We start from the raw sequence: 18,091 nt of genomic DNA on the forward strand, positions 1-18,091 counted from the left end.
CCTCGCCCACAAACCGCGTCCCGCGGGATCGGGCATCCGGGACAAAGCGTCGGCCGTCCTCGCCTCGGCATAGGGTGGGCGACCATGACATGGCTGATCACAGGCGGAGCGGGATACATAGGGGCCCATGTGGCGCGGGCCATGACGGAGGCCGGGGAGCGCGTCCTCGCGCTGGACGACCTGTCGGCCGGGGTTCCCGCGCGGCTGCCGGCGGACGTGCCGCTCGTGCGGGGGTCGTCGCTCGACGCCGGGCTGCTGAAGCGGGTGCTGGCCGAGCACGAGGTGACCGGCGTGCTGCACCTGGCCGCGCGCAAGCAGGTCGCCGAGTCGGTGGCGCAGCCGACGCGCTACTACCAGGAGAACGTCGGCGGTCTGGCGACGCTCCTTGAGGCGGTCGCCGAGGCCGGGGTCGGTCGGTTCGTGTTCTCCTCGTCGGCGGCCGTCTACGGCAATCCCGACGCGGGGCTGATCACGGAGGACACTCCGTGCGCCCCGGTGAACCCCTACGGCGAGACCAAGCTCACCGGGGAGTGGCTGGTCCGGGCGGCGGGACAGGCGCACGGGATCTCCACCGTGTGTCTGCGGTACTTCAACGTGGCGGGGGCCGCGGCCCCCGAGCTGGCGGACACGGGCGTCTTCAACATCGTGCCGATGGTCTTCGACCGGCTCACCCGCGACGAGGCCCCGCGGATCTTCGGTGACGACTACCCGACGCCGGACGGCACCTGCGTCCGCGACTACATCCATGTCGCCGACCTGGCCGAGGCGCATCTCGCGGCGGCACGACGGGTCGGGGACCACGACGGTGACCTGACCGTCAACATCGGCCGCGGCGAAGGTGTCTCCGTTCGGGAGTTGGTCACGGTCATCGGCGAGGTCACCGGCGACCGCCGGGAGCCCGTCGTGGAGCCCCGGCGTCCCGGCGACGCCCCGGTCTCGGTCGCCTCGGCCGAGCTGGCCGCCCGGGAGCTCGGCTGGACCGCCCGGCGCGGGGTGCGGGAGATGATCGAGTCGGCGTGGGCCGGCTGGCGGCTGCACCACGGCCAGTGAACTGGGGCTGCCCTGACCTGCGATTCGTTTACGCAGGTCAGGGCACATGACAACGGTGTTCAGTGCCGCGTTGCCGGATACCCCCCACCCGTAGTTCACTGTGAAGCCGGGCAGATCACAGGAGGCGGCTTCCATGGGGGCTGGGCACGATCACGGCCACGCGCACGCGCCGGCCGGCGGTACGGCGACCGCGGCGTACCGCGGCAGGCTGCGGGTGGCGTTGTCGATCACGCTCACCGTCATGGTGGTCGAGATCGTCGGCGGCATCCTCGCGGACTCCCTCGCACTGGTCGCGGACGCGGCGCACATGGCGACGGACGCGCTGGGCCTCGGCATGGCGCTGATGGCGATCCACTTCGCGAGCCTCCCGCCGAGCGGGACACGCACCTTCGGGTACGCCCGCGCCGAGATCCTCGCCGCCCTCGCCAACTGTCTGCTGCTGCTGGGCGTCGGCGGCTACGTCCTCTACGAGGCGATCCAGCGGTTCGTCACCCCGGTCCCCACCGAGGGCGGGCTGACCATCGTGTTCGGCGCGATCGGCCTGGTCGCGAACATGATCTCGCTGTCCCTGCTGATGCGGGGCCAGAAGCACAGCCTGAACGTCCGCGGCGCTTTCCTGGAGGTCGCGGCGGACGCCCTCGGCTCGGCCGCGGTGATCATCTCGGCGGTGGTGATCCTCACCACGGGCTGGCAGGCCGCCGACCCGATCGCCTCGCTCCTCATCGGCCTGATGATCGTGCCCCGCACCTGGAAGCTGCTGCGCGAGACCCTCGAGGTGCTCCTGGAGGCGGCGCCCAGGGACGTCGACATGGACGAGGTGCGGGCGCACATCCTGGCCCTGGACGGCGTCGAGGACGTCCATGACCTGCACGCCTGGACCATCACCTCCGGGATGCCGGTGCTCTCCGCGCACGTGGTGGTGGGCTCCGAGGCCCTGAACGCGATCGGGCACGAGAAGATGCTCCACGAGCTCCAGGGCTGCCTGGGCGACCACTTCGACGTGGAGCACTGCACCTTCCAGCTGGAGCCGGGCGGGCACGCGGAGCACGAGGCCCGGCTGTGCCACTGAGAGTCCGGTACGTCCACTAAATCCTCCCTGGGGCGGAATGCAGCGATCCGGCGCGAGGCGGCGTCCTCAACCTCACAGTGCGCCACCCCGGACGGTTCCCCGTCCGCCGCGCCGGGCACGATCAACGGCCGGGAGTGTCGTATCCGTACGGCACACTTGGGGCGCGTAAGACCGATGCGAAGGATGGGTATGCCGATCACACCTGCCACCGCGACGCACAGCTCGTCGAACGGCACCGCTGACCCGATTCTGCTGGAACTGGTCGACGAGGACGGCGTCACGATCGGCACCGCGGAGAAGCTCGCCGCCCATCAGCCACCCGGGCAGCTGCACCGCGCCTTCTCGGTGTTCCTCTTCGACGAGCAGGGCCGTCTGCTGCTCCAGCAGCGGGCGCTGGGCAAGTACCACTCCCCCGGTGTGTGGTCCAACACCTGCTGCGGCCACCCCTACCCGGGCGAGGCGCCCTTCGCGGCGGCGGCCCGGCGGACGTACGAGGAGCTGGGCGCGTCCCCGTCGCTCCTCGCGGAGGCGGGGACCGTGCGCTACAACCACCCGGACCCGGAGTCTGGCCTGGTGGAGCAGGAGTACAACCACCTCTTCGTCGGGATGGTGCAGGCGCCGCTGCGGCCGGACGCGGAGGAGGTCGGCGCGACGGCCTTCGTGACCCCGGCCGAGCTCGCCGAGCGCCACGCGCGCGACACCTTCTCGGCTTGGTTCATGACGGTCCTGGACGCGGCCCGCCCGGCGGTCCGGGAACTGACCGGCCCGGGCGTCGGCTGGTAGCAGGGCGCTAGAGCACAGGCATCGAAGCGAGCGGCAGGGCGGCCCAGATCACCTTGCCGCCGTTCGCCGTGTGTTCGACGTCGCAGACGCCGCCCGCCTCGCGCGTGACCTCCCGCACCAGCAGCAGCCCGCGGCCACCGGTCTGTCCGTGGTCGGCCTCCAGGGCGGTCGGCCGGTAGGGGTGGTTGTCCTCGACGGACACCCGCACCCACTCGGCGCCGACGGCGACCTCCACGGCGAGCATCGGCGACAGCAGGGCCGCGTGCCGCACCGCGTTGGTGACTAGCTCGGAGACGATCAGCAGGAGCCCCTGCACGAGATCGTCCGAGACCGGTACTCCCTGCCGCAGCAGCAGGTCCCGTACGGCGTGCCGCGCCTGCGGGACCGAGGCGTCCACGGCGGGGGCGGTGAACCGCCAGACGCCCTCGTAAGGCAGCGGGTCCGGGTCCGTGCCGCCTGGTGGACGTGGGCCTGACCCACGCCCGCGGTTCTCCATCGTCCGGTCGCCACCCTCGCGCTCGATTGTCACCACACGACGAGTGTTGGTAACGCGTCGCTCCGCTCCGGATGACTGAACAGAAGTCAGCGAATATCGAGCGTTTGTGATCACCGGCGGCGGCCACCGTCCCGTGCAGGACCGTTTCTGTCCGGGTGGTGCCGCGTTCGCGAACTATTCGGGTTGTACGGGTTTGGTGGGCGCCTCGCCCGATTCGCTCCGTGTGTCGTCCTCGGCGGCGAGCCGGTCGGAGACCATGCCGACGATGCGCCGGCCGCCGTAGCCGGTGGCGATCAGACCGAGGCCGTCGAAGAGCAGCGCGAGCGAGAAGAAGCAGCCGATGACGTACTTGCTGCTGCTCGGCCAGGAGGCCAGCACGAGGATGCCGAGGAGCAGACCGAAGGCGCCCTGCACCAGCGTCCAGCCGAACTGCGGCCCCCGCACCACCAGGCTGCCGGCCAGCCGGAACACCCCACCGGTGAGGAAGAGCAGCGCGGCGAACATGGTCAGCGCCGCGGCCGCGGCCTCGGGCCGGCTGATGACGACCACGCCGGCCGCGATGTTCAGGGCGGCGACGACCACGCCGAGCCAGAAGAAGTTGGTGCCGCGCGCCTGGATCGCGTGCAGCAGGCCCACGACGCCGCCGATGAGCAGCAGCCAGCCGAACAGGATCATCGAGGTGAGCGTGGCCACCCCGGTGTAGATCAGCCCCACGAGTCCCGCGAGGACCAGGATCACGCCGAGTGCGGCCAGCCAGCCGAAGCCCCGGCTCAGCTTCGCGGTCTCGTCCGTGCGCCTGCCGGCGTTGCCCTTGCCGTCCCTGGCCATCGGCACCTCCTCGCGCGGGAGCCCCTCCCCGATCGTACGGTCGGCGGGTCCGGTTAGCATCCGGCCATGGAGCCCCAGTTGCAGCACGGCGTGACCGACTCGGTCGCCACCGTCGTCATCCACCACCCGGCCAAGCGCAACGCCATGACGGCCGCGATGTGGCGGTCGCTGCCGCCGCTGCTCGACACGCTGGCCGCCGATCCGGACGTACGGGCGCTGGTGCTGACCGGCGAGGGCGGCACGTTCTGCGCCGGAGCCGACATCTCCACGCTGCGCGGGTCACCGGAGGAGGCGCAGGGCCTTGCGGTCGCCGCCGAGGAGGCGCTCGCCGCTTTCCCGAAGCCGACGGTGGCCGCGATCCGGGGGCACTGCGTGGGCGGCGGCTCCCAGCTCGCGGCGGCCTGCGATCTGCGGTTCGCGGAGCAGGGCTCTCTGTTCGGGGTGACACCGGCGAAGCTGGGGATCGTGTATCCGGCGTCCTCCACACGGCGGTTGGTGGCGCTGGTGGGGCCGTCCGCCGCCAAGTACCTGCTGTTCTCGGGCGAGTTGATCGACGCGGAGCGGGCGCTGCGCACCGGCCTCGTGGACGAGGTGCTGCCGGAGGGCGAACTGGACAAGCGGGTCGCCGAGTTCACCCGGATCCTGGTGTCCCGCTCGCAGTTGACGCAGGCGGCGGCGAAGGAGTTCGCGGGCGGGCTGACGGACCGGGACGGTCACTGGACCGAGCAGGCGCGCGGCAGCGGCGACACCGCGGAGGGCGTCGCCGCGTTCCTGGAGCGCAGGCAGCCGCGCTTCACCTGGACCACGTCCGGTTGAGCCCCGCGTCAGGACGGGACCTACGTCAGGAGGAAGCGGCTCCTGGTGCGGAACTCCTCGACGAGGTGGGCCGGGGCCTTCTCCGGTGAGCCGGCGTCGTAGGGCGGCTGCGGGTCGTACTCGGTCAACAGCTGTACGGCCTGGGCGTGTTCGTCGCCGGCGAGCCGGCCGAGCAGGGTGAGCCCCATGTCGATGCCGGAGGAGACGCCGGCCGCGGTGACGTACTTGCCGTCGAAGACGACCCGCTCCCCGGTCGGCTCGGCGCCGAACTGCTTCAGGAAGTCCAGGGCCAGCCAGTGGGAGGTCGCGCGCCGGCCCTCCAGCAATCCGGCGGCGGCCAGCAGCAGGGACCCGGTGCACACGGACGTCGTCCAGGTGCTGGTGGCGTCGGCGGCGCGGAGCCAGTCGAGCAGCACCGGGTTCTCCATCTGCGGGGTCTGCCCGGGCCCTCCGGGCACGACGACGATGTCCGGGTTCGGCACCTCGGCGAGGGTCTTGTCGGCGGTGATGGCGAGGTTCCCGGTGTCGGTGCGGTGCGGGCCGGTGCGCTCGGCGACGAAGACGGTCTCCGCGTCGGGGAGGCGGCCGAGGGTCTCGTAGGGTCCGACCGCGTCGAGGGCGGTGAAGCGGTCGAAGAGGAGGATGGCGATCTGCACGGTCGGTGTGGTCCCTTCAGTGGGCCGGTACCGGGTGGAACCGGCGGCGGTACTCGGCCGGTGAGGCGCCGAGTGTTCTGACGAAGGCGCGGCGCATGGCCTCGGGGGTGCCGTAGCCGCTGGCCCGGGAGATCTCCTCGACGCCGTCGGTGGAGTCCTCCAGCAGGCGCCGGGCGTGTTCGAGACGGACCCGGTCGACATAGCGGCCGGGGGTCGTGCCGGTCTCGGCCTGGAAGGCGCGGGCGAAGTGGCGCGGGGAGAGCCGGGCGCGGGCGGCGAGGGACTCGACGGTGAGGTCGGCGCCCGGGTGCTCGCTGATCCACCGCTGGACCTCGCGCAGCGGCTCGCGCCGCGCCGTCTGCACAGCCAACTGGGCGCTGAACTGGGCCTGGTTGCCGGGCCTGCGGAGGAAGACGACCAGATAGCGGGCGATCGTCAGCGCCACGTCCCGGTCCAGGTCCTCCTCGACCAGTGCGAGGGCGAGGTCGATGCCCGAGGTGACGCCGGCGGAGGTGGCGACGCTGCCGTCCCGGATGTAGATCGGGTCGGGCTCGACGTCGACGGCGGGGTGATCGCGGGCGAGCGTGTCGCTGTACGCCCAGTGGGTCGTGACGCGGTGGCCGTCCAGGAGGCCCGCCTCGGCGAGCAGGATCGCCCCGGTGCACACCGAGACCAGCCGCTCGGCCCGCGGCCCGTTCGCGCGCAGCCAGTCGGTCAGGAGCGGGTCGGGGCGGCGGGTCCCCTGCCCGCCCGGGACGAGCAGGGTGTGCGGGGCGGGCGCGTCGGGCAGGGCCAGATCCGGTACGACGGTCAGGCCGCTGGAGGTGCGCACGGGGGCGCCGTCCAGGGAGGCGGTACGGATGCGGTAGGTGCCCGGCGTGTGCGTCTCGGCCCCGGCGAACACCTCCAGGGGGCCGGTGACATCGAGGCTCTGCACGTCGTCGAAGAGGACGACGAGGACGGTTCGCTGCGTCATGTCGTCGATTCTTCGCGGCCCGCGATATGGCCGCAATGACGAGCACCCCACCTTTCCTGCCACGGTCCGCCGCACAGAGGCCGCCACCCCAATGGGCTACGTACCAAGCGGTTGGTAACCTGCCGGGCATGACTTCTGCCGCCCTTGAGCCGCGGTCCGGCCGCCGCTGCCACAACGTGCTCAACTCCCTGCACGCCACCTCCTACTTCGCCCCAGAGCTGGGCACCGAACTGGCGGGGATCGGGATCACGCACCCCCGGGCCGTCAACTTCGCGGTGCGGGCCGCCGCGATGGGCCGGGTGGGCGCCGGAACGGTCACGGCGGCCTTCTACAACTACCGGCACGAGCTGGTGGCCCGGCATGTCCCCGCGGTGTGGGAGACCGCCTCACCGGAGGCCGTCCTCGCGGCACGCACGCGTGCCGTGGACGCGTCCCTGCGGCGGCTGCTGGGCGAGGACGCGGTCACGTCCCCGGAGATCGCGGAGGCCGCGGAGCTCGCGCTGCGGGCCGCCGAGGCCGGTTCGCGCAGCGCCCGGCCGCTGTACGCGGCCCACGCGGACCTGCCGGTGCCCGAGGAGCCGCACCTGGCGTACTTCCACGCCACGACCCTGCTGCGCGAGCACCGGGGCGACGGGCATCTCGCCGCGCTGCTGGCCGCGGGCCTCGACGGTCTGGAGGCCCTGGTGACGCACACCGCGACCGGTCGCGGCATGACCCCGAAGTGGATCTTCACCACACGCGGCTGGACCCAGGAGGACTGGGACGCGGCGATCCGCCGACTCCGGGACCGCGACCTGCTGGACGAGGCCGGCGAGCTCACCGAGCGGGGTGTGGCGCTGCGCGCGGAGATCGAGGACATGACGGACCGCCTGGACCGGGCGCCGTACGAACACCTGGGCGCGCCGGGCGTGGCCCGTCTGACGGAACTCGGCACGGGGTTCGCGCGGGCGGCCATGGCGGCGGGAGCGTATCCGGCGGACCTGATCGGGAAGGGCTGAAGCCGGACCCGGACGAGGGGGCGCATGGCGTGGCACGGGTGAGGTACTCGGGGCCCGTCCGGTCGTCGTGGCCGGACGAGGAGAGGAGATGCTCGTGTTCCGTGCCATCGCAGATGTCCTGCGCCAGATCGCCGGCGCCATCGCCACCGTCGTGACGCTGCCCTTCCGGGCCCTGGCCCGGCTCTTCGGCGGAGCCTCAGGTTCTGCACGCGGTCGCCGCGCCTGATGGCCGCGCCCTGATCCCCCAGTGTCCGTGCCACCTGCCACAATTGCCGCGCAACCTCTGTGAGAAGGCGGTACGGGATCGTGACGACACGCACCCCCATCGGCGTTGGGTCCATCGAAGGAAGGATCGCCGAGGAGCTCGGCGTAAGGGAGCGGCAGGTCAAGGCCGCCGTGGAGCTGCTCGACGGCGGTTCGACGGTGCCCTTCATCGCCCGCTACCGCAAGGAAGCGACCGAGATGCTCGACGACGCGCAGCTGCGCACGCTCGAGGAGCGGCTGCGCTATCTGCGGGAGCTGGAGGAGCGGCGGACCGCGATCCTCGAGTCGGTGCGCGAGCAGGGCAAGCTCACCGAGGAGTTGGAGGCGCGGATCCGCGGCGCCGAGACCAAGGCGCGGCTTGAGGACATCTACCTGCCGTACAAGCCCAAGCGGCGCACCAAGGCGCAGATCGCGCGCGAGGCCGGGCTCGAGCCCCTCGCGGAGGGGCTCCTCGGCGATCCGACGGTCGACCCGCTCGCCGCTGCCGCCGCGTTCGTCGACGCAGACAAGGGCGTCGCCGACCCGCAGGCCGCGCTGGACGGCGCCCGCGCGATCCTCACGGAGCGGTTCTCCGAGGACGCCGACCTGATCGGCGAACTGCGCGAGCGCATGTGGGTGCGTGGGCGCCTGGCCGCGAAGGTGAAGGAAGGCAAGGAGGAGGCGGGCGCCAAGTTCGCCGACTACTTCGACTTCGCCGAGCCGTTCAAGGACCTGCCCTCGCACCGCGTCCTGGCGATGCTGCGCGGCGAGAAGGAGGACGTCCTCGATCTCGTCCTGGAGCCCGAGGAAGCGACCGAGGGGCCTTCGTCGTACGAGGGGATCGTCGCCCACAAGTTCGGCATCACCGACCGTGGCCGCCCCGCCGACAAGTGGCTGAAGGACACCGTCCGTTGGGCCTGGCGCACCCGCATCCTCGTGCACCTCGGCATCGACCTGCGGCTGCGGCTGCGCACGGCCGCCGAGGACGAGGCGGTCGACGTGTTCGCCAAGAACCTCCGCGACCTGCTGCTCGCCGCCCCGGCCGGCACGCGCGCGACGCTGGGCCTCGACCCGGGCTTCCGTACGGGTGTGAAGGTCGCCGTCGTCGACGCCACCGGCAAGGTGGTCGCCACGGACGTCATCTACCCGCACGTCCCGGCCAACAAGTGGGACGAGGCGCTCGCCAAGCTGGCCGTGCTCGCCGCCCGGCACTCGGTCGAGCTGATCGCGATCGGCAACGGCACGGCGTCCCGGGAGACCGACAAGCTCGCCGGTGAACTCATCACCAGGCATCCGGAGTTGAAGCTCACCAAGGTGATGGTGTCCGAGGCGGGCGCGTCCGTGTACTCGGCCTCCGCGTTCGCCTCGCAGGAGCTGCCCGACATGGACGTGTCGCTGCGCGGCGCGGTCTCCATCGCGCGCCGCCTCCAGGACCCGCTCGCCGAGCTGGTGAAGATCGACCCGAAGTCGATCGGTGTCGGCCAGTACCAGCACGACCTGTCCGAGGTGAAGCTGTCGCGTTCACTGGACGCGGTGGTCGAGGACTGTGTGAACGGCGTCGGCGTGGACGTGAACACCGCCTCCGCCCCGCTTCTCTCGCGTGTCTCCGGCATCACCTCCGGGCTCGCCGAGAACATCGTGTCGCACCGCGACACCAACGGGCCGTTCACCTCCCGTACGGAGCTGAAGAAGGTGGCCCGGCTCGGCCCCAAGGCCTACGAGCAGTGCGCGGGCTTCCTCCGCATCCGCGGCGGCGACCCGCTGGACGCGTCCAGCGTGCACCCGGAGGCCTACCCGGTCGTCCGGCGCATGGTGAAGACCTCCGGGCAGGAGGTCGCCTCCCTCATCGGCAACACCGGTGTGCTGCGCTCGCTGCGGCCGCAGGAGTTCGTGGACGAGACGTTCGGTCTGCCCACCGTCACGGACATCCTCAAGGAGCTGGAGAAGCCGGGGCGTGACCCGCGGCCCGCGTTCAAGACGGCCACCTTCAAGGAGGGCGTCGAGAAGATCTCCGACCTCGCTCCCGGGATGGTGCTGGAGGGCGTGGTGACGAACGTGGCGGCCTTCGGGGCGTTCATCGACGTCGGTGTCCACCAGGACGGGCTGGCGCATGTGTCCGCGCTGTCGAAGACGTTCGTGAAGGACCCGCGCGACGTGGTCAAGCCCGGTGACATCGTCAAGGTGAAGGTGCTCGACGTCGACATTCCGCGCAAGCGGATCTCGTTGACGCTGCGGCTCGATGACGAGAAGGCTCCGCAGGGGCCGCAGGGTGCGCAGGGTGGCGGGGGTGAGCGTCGGCAGCGGGGTGGGCGGCCGCCTCAGCAGCGCCAGCAGCGGCAGGCTCCGGCGCCTGCCAACGGGGCGATGGCTGACGCGCTTCGGCGTGCGGGGCTGTTGGATCCGAAGAAGAAGGGGCGGTAGCGGTTGTGGGGGAACTGCGGGCCGGTTGTGGCTGGTCGCGCAGTTCCCCGCGCCCCTCAGGGGGCTTCGCTCACCTTGCCTGCTGAGACCTCCAAGCGGCGGGTCACGCTCACCGCGTCCAGCATTCTGCGGTCGTGGGTGACCAGGAGGAGCGTGCCCTCGTAGGCGTCCAGGGCCTGTTCCAGCTGTTCGATGGCCGGTAGGTCCAGGTGGTTGGTCGGCTCGTCCAGGACCAGGAGGTTGACGCCCCTGCCCTGGAGCAGGGCCAGCGCCGCGCGGGTGCGCTCGCCCGGGGACAAGGTCGCCGCCGAGCGCAGCACGTGGTCCGCCTTCAGGCCGAACTTGGCCAGCAGGGTGCGGACCTCGGCCGGCTCGGTGTCCGGGACGGCCGCCCCGAAGGCGTCCAGCAGCGACTCGTCGCCGTGGAACAGCTTGCGGGCCTGGTCGACCTCTCCGATCAGGACGCCGGAGCCGAGCGAAGCCTGGCCGGCGGTCAGCGGCACCCTGCCCAGCAGTGCGGCCAGCAGGGTCGACTTGCCGGCGCCGTTCGCGCCCGTCACCGCCACACGGTCCGCCCAGTCGAGCTGGAGGGAGACCGGGCCCAGGGTGAAGTCGCCGCGCCGTACCTCCGCGTCGCGCAGGGTCGCCACGACCGACCCCGAGCGGGGCGCCGAGGCGATCTCCATACGCAGTTCCCACTCCTTGCGGGGCTCCTCGACCACGTCGAGGCGTTCGATCATGCGCTGGGTCTGGCGGGCCTTCGCGGCCTGCTTCTCGCTGGCCTCGCTGCGGAACTTGCGGCCGATCTTGTCGTTGTCGTTGTTCGCCTTGCGGCGGGCGTTCTTGACGCCCTTGTCCATCCAGGAGCGCTGCATCTGGGCCCGGTCCTGGAGCGACGCCCTCTTGTCGGCGTACTCCTCGTAGTCGTCGCGGGCGTGCCGGCGGGCCACGTCGCGCTCCTCCAGATAGGCCTCGTAGCCGCCGCCGTAGAGGTTGATCTGCTGCTGGGCGAGGTCGAGTTCGAGGACCTTGGTGACGGTGCGGGTGAGGAACTCGCGGTCGTGGCTGACGACGACGGTGCCGGCGCGCAGACCGCTCACGAAACGTTCCAGGCGCTCCAGGCCGTCGAGGTCGAGGTCGTTGGTGGGCTCGTCGAGGAGGAAGACGTCGTAGCGGGACAGGAGCAGGGAGGCGAGTCCGGCGCGGGCCGCCTGGCCGCCGGACAGGGAGGTCATCGGCTGGTCGAGGTCCACGGTCAGGCCGAGGGAGTCGGCGATCTCCTCGGCGCGTTCGTCGAGGTCCGCGCCGCCGAGGTCGAGCCAGCGCTCCAGGCTGGTGGCGTAGGCGTCGTCGGCGCCGGGCGCGCCGTCGACGAGGGCCTGGGTCGCCTCGTCCATGACGCGCTGGGCCTCGGCGACGCCGGTGCGGCGGGCCAGGAAGGCGCGGATCGTCTCGCCGGGGCGGCGCTCCGGTTCCTGCGGGAGGTGGCCGACGGTGGCGGTCGGCGGGGAGAGGCGCAGCTCGCCCTCCTCCGGTGCGGTCAGCCCGGCGAGCAGCCTGAGCAGGGTGGACTTGCCCGCGCCGTTGGCGCCGACCAGCCCGATGACGTCACCGGGCGCGACGACGAGGTCGAGCCCGGTGAACAGGGAGCGGTCGCCGTGGCCGGCGGCGAGGTTCTTGGCGACGAGGGTGGCAGTCATCAGGGGATCGATTTTAGCGAGGCCGGGCGGCGGGTCTCCCCCGGCGTATCAGCGGCTCCCTCCCGCCGCCCGTCCATGGGCCATCGCCTCCACCAGCACGCTCCCCGACGTCCGGGCCACCACGAAGGCCTCCCCCTTCACCGCCCTCGCGTCCAGGGGGATGCGATGCCGGCCCGCCTCCAGGACGCCGTCGAAGACCTCCTGGGCCTGGGTGCGGAAGAACCGGTCGAGACGGTACGCGGTGAGCCGTACCCGGCAGGGCGAGGTGACCTCGACGCCCGCCTCGCCGTCGGCGGCGACCAGGCGGGTCAGCCGGCGCTGGTCCTCGGGGCTGCGGTCGAGGGCGTGTTCGATCTGGGCGACGAGGAGGGGGACGATCGGGGCGAGTCCGTTCACGTAGGTCACGTCCACGCCGGCGCGGTCGAAGGCGCGGCGCACGGAGGCACGTTCCGCCTCGCCGATCGCCCGGCCGAAGGCGACGGCTCCGTAGCCGCGCAGTTCGTCGGCGGGGACGCCGTCGGCGTCGTGGGCGATGTCGGCGCCGATGCCGATGGCGCGCAGGGCGGCGGCGAGCTTGGCGAGGAGGGCGACGCGGGCGCCGATCAGCAGGACACGGCGGCGTGGGCTCGCGGTGCCGGAGGAGAGCAGGGAGTCGAGGGCCGCGCGGTAGTCGGCGCCGTGGAAGCGGAAGGGGCCGATGCCGTGGTAGCCGTTGAGCTCCAGGTCGGCCTGCTCGTCGGTCTGCCAGGCGAAGTCCCGCCAGATGTAGTCGGCGCCCTCCTTCTCGATGACCGCGGTGACGGCACCGCAGGCGAGGTCCTCGCACTCGGGGCAGCCGTAGATGACATAGCGCCCGCCCGGAAGCGGGGCGTCCGTCTCCAGCAGGAGACTGCGGACCTGGGCGGTGAAGATCGACGGTGGTACGTCCGAGGCGAGTGGGGAGACGGCGTCGAGGTCGGAGAGCTGGAAGAGCAACGGTCGTCCGTCGACGATGAAGTCCACGAAGTCGCGGTGGACTTGGTAGTCACCGTTGACGAGGACGCCACCGGCACGCATCGCCGGTGCCAGGCCGAAGGTCGCGTACTCGGCAGACATGCTGCGAGTATTCCCGCAGCAAGCGCCCTCTGAGCACGGCATGACACATTCCGCTACGTTTCGGTCGTGGACAGTGAGCTGAGCGGCGATGTCGTGGTGGTCGGTGGTGGCGTGATCGGGCTGACGACCGCCGTGGTGCTGGCCGAGCGTGGCCGTCGGGTGCGGGTGTGGACGCGGGACCCGGTCGAGCGGACCACCTCGGCGGTCGCCGGGGCGCTGTGGTGGCCGTACCGGATCAGGCCGGTCGCGTCGGCGCGCGGGTGGGCGCTGCGCTCGCTGGACGTGTACGAGGAGCTGGCGGCGGACCCGGACCGTACCGGCGTACGCATGGTCGAAGGGGTGCTGGGCGAGGAGGAGCTGGACGACGGGTTCGGCTGGCTGACCGCCCGGCTGCCGGGGCTCCGGCCGGTCACCGCCGAGGAGTACGCCGGGACCGGACTGTGGGCACGGCTCCCGCTGGTCGACATGGCGGCGCATCTGCCGTGGCTGAGGCGGCGGTTCGTCGAGGCGGGCGGGGTGGTCGAGACGCGTACGGTGTCCGACCTGGCGGAGGTCGAGGCGCCGGTGGTGGTCAACTGCACGGGGCTCGGTGCGCGTGAGCTGGTGCCGGACGAGTCGATGGTGCCGGTGCGGGGGCAGCTGGTCGTGGTCGAGAACCCGGGCATCCGGACCTGGGTGGTGTCGACGGGCGCCGACGGGGAGCTGGCGTACTTCTTCCCGCAGCCGGGGCGGCTGCTGCTGGGCGGTACGGCAGTCGAGGGCGAGTGGTCCACGCAGCCGGATCCCGCCGTGGCCGAGGCGATCGTAGGGCGGTGTGCGGCGCTGCGGCCGGAGATCGCGGGAGCGCGGGTGCTGGACCACCGGGTGGGGCTGCGGCCGGCGCGGCACGCGGTCCGGCTGGAGCGTGAACTCCTGCCCGGCGGGCGGGTGTTGGTGCACAACTACGGGCACGGCGGCGCGGGCGTGACGGTGGCGTGGGGATGTGCGGAGGAGGCCGCGGGGCTGGCCACAACCTGAATCCGTCCTGGCACGACCGCACCCCGAAAGGGGCGCGGGGCCGTGCCGATGTGCGGCTGCCGCCGCGTGGGCTCGACCAGCCCCCGCCGGCCCGCGGATTCGTCACTGCTGTCGCGGCGGAGCCCAACTGTGGTCGTGGCCCAGTGGGTCGCCCTCCGTCTCGGTGCCCGGGCCCGGGCCGACCTTGATCTCGAACTCGCCGTCGTACTTCCTGTGGCCCTCGATCACGGCGAGCTCGACGGCCTCGGAGCCCATCTCGCCGCGCACGATGACCGGGTCGCGGCGCAGGTCGCGCATGAGGGCGACGCACATGCCGATCATCACCAGGACGAAGGGCGCGGCGGCCAGGATGGTGAGGTTTTGCAGACCGGTGAGGGCGTCGCCCTGGCCGCTGCCGACGAGCAGCATGATGGCGGCGACGGCACCGGTGACGATGCCCCAGAACACCACGACGAACCGGCCGGGTTCGAGGGCGCCCTTCTGGGAGAGCGTGCCCATCACGATGGAGGCGGCGTCGGCTCCCGAGACGAAGAAGATGCCGACCAGGATCATCACCAGCAGGCTGGTGGCGGTGGCGATGGGGAACTCCTGGAGCACGCCGAAGAGTTGGCCCTCGGGGGTGTCCTCGCCGGCGAGCGCGCCGCCCTCCTTCAGCTTCATCGCCGTACCGCCGAAGACGGCGAACCAGATCAGGCTGACCGTGCTGGGGACGAGGATGACGCCGCCGACGAACTGGCGGATGGTCCGGCCGCGGCTGATGCGGGCGATGAACATGCCGACGAAGGGCGTCCAGGAGATCCACCAGGCCCAGTAAAAGACGGTCCAGCTGCCCAGCCAGTCGGCGACGCCCTTGCCGCCGCTCGCCTCGGTGCGGCCGGCGAGCTGGGGCAGGTCGCCGAGGTAGGCGAAGACCGAGGTGGGCAGCAGGTCGAGGACGATGATCGTGGGCCCGGCGATGAACACGAACACGGCGAGGATCAGGGCGAGCACCATGTTGGTGTTGGACAGCCACTGGATGCCCTTCTCGACACCCGAGACGGCCGACGCGACGAAGGCCAGGGTGAGGACGGCGATGATCGCGACGAGCAGACCGGTGCTGACGTCGTCCATCCAGTCCAGCTCCTGGAATCCGGAGCCGATCTGGAGCGCGCCGAGCCCGAGGGAGGCCGCGGAGCCGAAGATGGTGGCGATGATCGCGAGGATGTCGATGACCCGGCCCACGCCGCCCTCTGCGTGCCGCTCCCCGATCAGCGGGGTGAAGACCGCGCTGATGGTCTGGCGCCGGCGCTTGCGGAAGGTGCTGTAGGCGATGGCGAGGCCGACCACCGCGTAGATCGCCCAGGGATGCAGCGTCCAGTGGAAGAGGGTGGTCGCCATTGCCGTCTCCATGCGGTCACCGGAGTCGGCGGGGTCGGTGCCGGGGGGCGGGGCCGTGTAGTGGGCGAGGGGTTCGCTCACGCCGTAGAACATCAGACCGATGCCCATGCCCGCGCTGAACATCATCGCGACCCATGACACGGTGCGGAACTCGGGCTCCTCGCCCTCGGCGCCGAGGTGGATACGGCCGTAGCGGCTGACCGCGAGCCAGAGCGCGAAGACCACGAAGCAGGAGGCGGCCAGCATGAAGGCCCAACCGCCGTTCTTGATCAGGCCGTTGAGCATCTTCGTGGAGACGCTCTCCAGCGAGTCCGTCGCCGTGGAGCCCCAGATCACGAAGGCCACGGTGATGACGGCGGTGACCCCGAACACCACGCGGTCGGTGGTGTGGTCGCGGGGAAGGCCCGAAGAGCCCTCCCCGCCACCCCTTTTCTTCATGTCTTCCGTCATTTGCGGCACCTTCTCCCGAAACCCATGGATACGGCCTACCACAGGTACCGCAAATGGCCCGGTTTTCAACCGCCGATGTCGGATTACTCCGGGACGCGCTGCACGGACCGAGGCGCCTGGACACCGTCGAGTTCCGTGGCCTCCGGTACGGCGGTGGCGGCGCCGTCGGTGGCGTGCGCGAAGGCCGGGGTGCCACCGACCAGCGGGACGCTCGCCTTCGTGCGGGACAGGTCCAGGGTGAGCGTCGGCGTGGTGGACGGGGGGTCGATCAGGTCCTTGTCGGTGCCCGCGACGATCAGGGCGAGCCGGTGACCGGCCGGGACGACATGGTCGGTGGCGGCCAGGTCGAGGGTGATCGTGTACGCCTTGCCCGGAGTGAGCGGGACGCCCTTGCCGGGGTTGGCGTAGGTGCCGAGGTCGGCCCAACCGCGGCTGACGACCTCGTAGTCGACGTCGGCGGTCTTGGCCTGGGTCACCTTGAAGCAGGCGCTGTCGCCGGCGGTGCTGACGCCCCAGCAGGTGCGGTCGGTGAGGGTGCTGATGCCCTCGCCGCTCGCCGCGTAGTCCCGGATGGTGTTCGGGCCGAGGTCCACGAGGACGGCGGAGAGATGGGCCGTGGACGTGGTGGGCGTGGCGGTGACGGTGACCTTCGAGGAGCCGGAGATGCGCAGGTCCTCGGTGAGGGCGCCGGTGGTGAAGCCCGCCTTGTCGGGGGTGGAGGCGTCGATCTGCGCGGCCCAGTCGGTCTCGCTCAGCGCCGGGTTGTCGGTGAAGGTCTCGGTGCCGGTGCCCTTGGTGAGGCCGAGGGTGCCGACGCCGTCTTGGGCGCCCTGGGCGGGGCGCAGGGTGGCGGCGCTGGTGCCGCGCGGGGGCCAGACCTTGGAGGTCACCCACTGGTCGGGGTGGCGTTCGATGTCGGCCATCGGCTCGCGGTCGATGCCGTTGTCGTAGCCGAGGAGTTCATGGTCGAACCAGCGGTGCAGGGTGTCGACCCATTCCGCGCGGCGGAAGTCGAAGGGGTCGACGTGGCCGGTCTGGGAGAGCCAGATCTTGCGCTCGACGCCGTGCTTGGCGAGAGCGTCCCACCACTGGCCGAGGTGCTTCATCCGGACGTTGAGGTCCTGCTGGCCGTGGATGGCGAAGACGCTGGCCTTCACCTTGGCGGCGTTCTTGACGTAGTCCCGCTCGGTCCAGAAGCCGGTCCAGTCGCCGGTGCGCGGAGCGCCGTCGACGATCTTCTGCTGGACGGCGGCGCACTTGGCGCGGGCGTCGGGGCTGTCGACGTAGTCGGAGAGCCAGTCGGGGCCGGAGTCGTAGAGCGGGGCGCCCTGCTGGAAGTAGTAGTCGTACCAGGAGGAGATGGCGCTGATCGGGACGATCGTCCTCAGTCCCTCGACGCCGGTCGCGGCGACGCCGTTGGCTATGGTGCCGTCCCAGCTCTTGCCGATCATGCCGGTTCTGCCGTTGGTCCAGGTGGCCTTGGCCTTTGTGGTGCCCGTACGGCTGGTGTACGCCTTGGCGCGGCCGTTCAGCCAGTCGACGACGGCCTTCGCGGAGAGGATGTCCGAGCGGCCGCCGACGTCCACGCAGCCGTCGGAGCGGTTGGTGCCCGCGAGGTCGACGCCGACGAAGGCGTAGCCGCGGGGCACGAAGTAGTTGTCGTAGAAGAGCGGCATCTGGACGACGTCGCCGTTCGCGTCGTACGTCTTCTTCTGGCTCTCGTTGCCGCGCCCGCAGCAGGAGTAGTACGGGCTGGCGTCCATGATGACCGGAACCTTGCGGCCCTGCCCGGCGGCTTCGCGGGGGCGGACGATGTCGACGGCCACGCGGTCGTGCTTGCCGTCGCCGTCCCCGTCCAGGCCGGTGTCCACCCAGACGGCCTCGCGGACGGCGTTCTCGTAGGAGTAGACGGGTTGGCTCTCACGCGGCGCGGCCTGTGCGGCGGCGGGGGTGAGGAACGTGGCCAGCAGGGCGGCGGTGGCCGCCGTGGCGAGCTGTCTCCAGATCGTGAAGCGCGTGCGTATCGGCATGCGCGGACGGTACAGCGGTCAACTCCCGTGCAAAAGAGGGCCGTTTGACATGAAGGGGGCGTGGGTTCACTCATGACGGCCGAATG

General features: G+C 71.5%; 16 protein-coding genes. 8 read left to right on the forward strand and 8 right to left on the reverse strand.

The window, feature by feature from the left end:
- Positions 1-84: 84 nt before the first annotated feature.
- The 3 genes from galE (at position 85) to idi (ending at position 2,902) form a co-directional block, all read left to right on the forward strand.
- Positions 85-1,050: a UDP-glucose 4-epimerase GalE gene (galE, locus tag OG866_RS06605; protein WP_329332492.1), complete on the forward strand. Its 966-nt coding sequence runs from the start codon at positions 85-87 to the stop codon at positions 1,048-1,050.
- Between the two features lie 133 nt (positions 1,051-1,183).
- Positions 1,184-2,119: a cation diffusion facilitator family transporter gene (locus OG866_RS06610; RefSeq protein WP_329332493.1), complete on the forward strand. Its 936-nt coding sequence runs from the start codon at positions 1,184-1,186 to the stop codon at positions 2,117-2,119.
- A 189-nt stretch (positions 2,120-2,308) separates the two neighbouring features.
- The gene (gene idi, locus OG866_RS06615) at positions 2,309-2,902 is read left to right on the forward strand and encodes an isopentenyl-diphosphate Delta-isomerase (protein WP_329332494.1); all 594 of its coding nucleotides are present in this window, start codon (positions 2,309-2,311) and stop codon (positions 2,900-2,902) included.
- A 7-nt stretch (positions 2,903-2,909) separates the two neighbouring features.
- Here the strand turns inward: idi and OG866_RS06620 are convergent, their stop codons facing one another.
- The gene (locus OG866_RS06620) at positions 2,910-3,398 is read right to left on the reverse strand and encodes an ATP-binding protein (RefSeq protein ID WP_329343955.1); all 489 of its coding nucleotides are present in this window, start codon (positions 3,396-3,398) and stop codon (positions 2,910-2,912) included.
- 174 nt (positions 3,399-3,572) lie between these two features.
- Positions 3,573-4,226: an HdeD family acid-resistance protein gene (locus OG866_RS06625; protein WP_329343957.1), complete on the reverse strand. Its 654-nt coding sequence runs from the start codon at positions 4,224-4,226 to the stop codon at positions 3,573-3,575.
- A 66-nt stretch (positions 4,227-4,292) separates the two neighbouring features.
- Between OG866_RS06625 and OG866_RS06630 the strand changes: the two genes are divergently transcribed.
- A complete protein-coding gene (locus tag OG866_RS06630) occupies positions 4,293-5,042 on the forward strand; it encodes an enoyl-CoA hydratase/isomerase family protein (protein WP_329332495.1) in 750 nt (249 codons plus the stop codon).
- Between the two features lie 20 nt (positions 5,043-5,062).
- Here the strand turns inward: OG866_RS06630 and OG866_RS06635 are convergent, their stop codons facing one another.
- Together OG866_RS06635 and OG866_RS06640 are read right to left on the reverse strand one after the other, a co-directional pair.
- Entirely contained in the window at positions 5,063-5,698 is a 636-nt protein-coding gene (locus tag OG866_RS06635; RefSeq protein ID WP_329332496.1) for a DJ-1/PfpI family protein, read from the reverse strand.
- Positions 5,699-5,714: 16 nt separating this feature from the next.
- The gene (locus OG866_RS06640) at positions 5,715-6,674 is read right to left on the reverse strand and encodes a GlxA family transcriptional regulator (protein WP_329332497.1); all 960 of its coding nucleotides are present in this window, start codon (positions 6,672-6,674) and stop codon (positions 5,715-5,717) included.
- 128 nt (positions 6,675-6,802) lie between these two features.
- Between OG866_RS06640 and OG866_RS06645 the strand changes: the two genes are divergently transcribed.
- The 3 genes from OG866_RS06645 to OG866_RS06655 all read left to right on the forward strand — a co-directional run bounded on the left by OG866_RS06645 (position 6,803) and on the right by OG866_RS06655 (position 10,336).
- Positions 6,803-7,672, forward strand: coding sequence for an SCO6745 family protein (locus tag OG866_RS06645; protein ID WP_329332498.1), 870 nt, complete (start codon positions 6,803-6,805; stop codon positions 7,670-7,672).
- 94 nt (positions 7,673-7,766) lie between these two features.
- Positions 7,767-7,898, forward strand: a complete 132-nt coding sequence (locus OG866_RS06650) for an LPFR motif small protein (protein WP_329343959.1) — start codon at positions 7,767-7,769, stop codon at positions 7,896-7,898.
- An 80-nt stretch (positions 7,899-7,978) separates the two neighbouring features.
- The gene (locus tag OG866_RS06655) at positions 7,979-10,336 is read left to right on the forward strand and encodes a Tex family protein (RefSeq protein ID WP_329332499.1); all 2,358 of its coding nucleotides are present in this window, start codon (positions 7,979-7,981) and stop codon (positions 10,334-10,336) included.
- A gap of 56 nt (positions 10,337-10,392) precedes the next feature.
- On the opposite strand, the gene OG866_RS06660 is transcribed toward OG866_RS06655, so the two are convergent.
- Both OG866_RS06660 and OG866_RS06665 read right to left on the reverse strand, forming a co-directional pair.
- Positions 10,393-12,036: an ABC-F family ATP-binding cassette domain-containing protein gene (locus OG866_RS06660; protein WP_329332500.1), complete on the reverse strand. Its 1,644-nt coding sequence runs from the start codon at positions 12,034-12,036 to the stop codon at positions 10,393-10,395.
- Positions 12,037-12,084: 48 nt separating this feature from the next.
- The gene (locus OG866_RS06665) at positions 12,085-13,131 is read right to left on the reverse strand and encodes an oxidoreductase (protein ID WP_329332501.1); all 1,047 of its coding nucleotides are present in this window, start codon (positions 13,129-13,131) and stop codon (positions 12,085-12,087) included.
- A 66-nt stretch (positions 13,132-13,197) separates the two neighbouring features.
- Here OG866_RS06665 and OG866_RS06670 point away from each other — a divergent pair, with 66 nt between their 5' ends.
- Entirely contained in the window at positions 13,198-14,148 is a 951-nt protein-coding gene (locus OG866_RS06670; RefSeq protein ID WP_329332502.1) for an FAD-dependent oxidoreductase, read from the forward strand.
- Between the two features lie 102 nt (positions 14,149-14,250).
- On the opposite strand, the gene OG866_RS06675 is transcribed toward OG866_RS06670, so the two are convergent.
- On the reverse strand, positions 14,251-15,975 hold the full coding sequence (locus OG866_RS06675; protein ID WP_443063500.1) for a BCCT family transporter: 1,725 nt from the start codon (positions 15,973-15,975) through the stop codon (positions 14,251-14,253).
- Positions 15,976-16,058: 83 nt separating this feature from the next.
- Positions 16,059-18,005 carry a Xaa-Pro dipeptidyl-peptidase gene (locus OG866_RS06680; RefSeq protein ID WP_329332503.1) on the reverse strand — a complete coding sequence of 649 codons (1,947 nt, stop codon included), beginning with the start codon at positions 18,003-18,005 and terminating at the stop codon, positions 16,059-16,061.
- Between the last annotated feature and the right edge of the window lie 86 nt (positions 18,006-18,091).

This window comes from Streptomyces sp. NBC_00663 (genome assembly GCF_036226885.1).
GTDB lineage: Bacteria > Actinomycetota > Actinomycetes > Streptomycetales > Streptomycetaceae > Streptomyces.

Bases quoted from the DNA above. Each gene is read 5' to 3' on its own strand.
- galE (WP_329332492.1), top strand. From the start codon at position 85: ATGACATGGCTGATCACAGGCGGAGCGGGATACATAGGGGCCCATGTG.
- OG866_RS06610 (WP_329332493.1), top strand. From the start codon at position 1,184: ATGGGGGCTGGGCACGATCACGGCCACGCGCACGCGCCGGCCGGCGGT.
- idi (WP_329332494.1), top strand. From the start codon at position 2,309: ATGCCGATCACACCTGCCACCGCGACGCACAGCTCGTCGAACGGCACC.
- OG866_RS06620 (WP_329343955.1), bottom strand. From the start codon at position 3,398: ATGGAGAACCGCGGGCGTGGGTCAGGCCCACGTCCACCAGGCGGCACG.
- OG866_RS06625 (WP_329343957.1), bottom strand. From the start codon at position 4,226: ATGGCCAGGGACGGCAAGGGCAACGCCGGCAGGCGCACGGACGAGACC.
- OG866_RS06630 (WP_329332495.1), top strand. From the start codon at position 4,293: ATGGAGCCCCAGTTGCAGCACGGCGTGACCGACTCGGTCGCCACCGTC.
- OG866_RS06640 (WP_329332497.1), bottom strand. From the start codon at position 6,674: ATGACGCAGCGAACCGTCCTCGTCGTCCTCTTCGACGACGTGCAGAGC.
- OG866_RS06645 (WP_329332498.1), top strand. From the start codon at position 6,803: ATGACTTCTGCCGCCCTTGAGCCGCGGTCCGGCCGCCGCTGCCACAAC.
- OG866_RS06660 (WP_329332500.1), bottom strand. From the start codon at position 12,036: ATGACTGCCACCCTCGTCGCCAAGAACCTCGCCGCCGGCCACGGCGAC.
- OG866_RS06665 (WP_329332501.1), bottom strand. From the start codon at position 13,131: ATGTCTGCCGAGTACGCGACCTTCGGCCTGGCACCGGCGATGCGTGCC.
- OG866_RS06675 (WP_443063500.1), bottom strand. From the start codon at position 15,975: ATGACGGAAGACATGAAGAAAAGGGGTGGCGGGGAGGGCTCTTCGGGC.
- OG866_RS06680 (WP_329332503.1), bottom strand. From the start codon at position 18,005: ATGCCGATACGCACGCGCTTCACGATCTGGAGACAGCTCGCCACGGCG.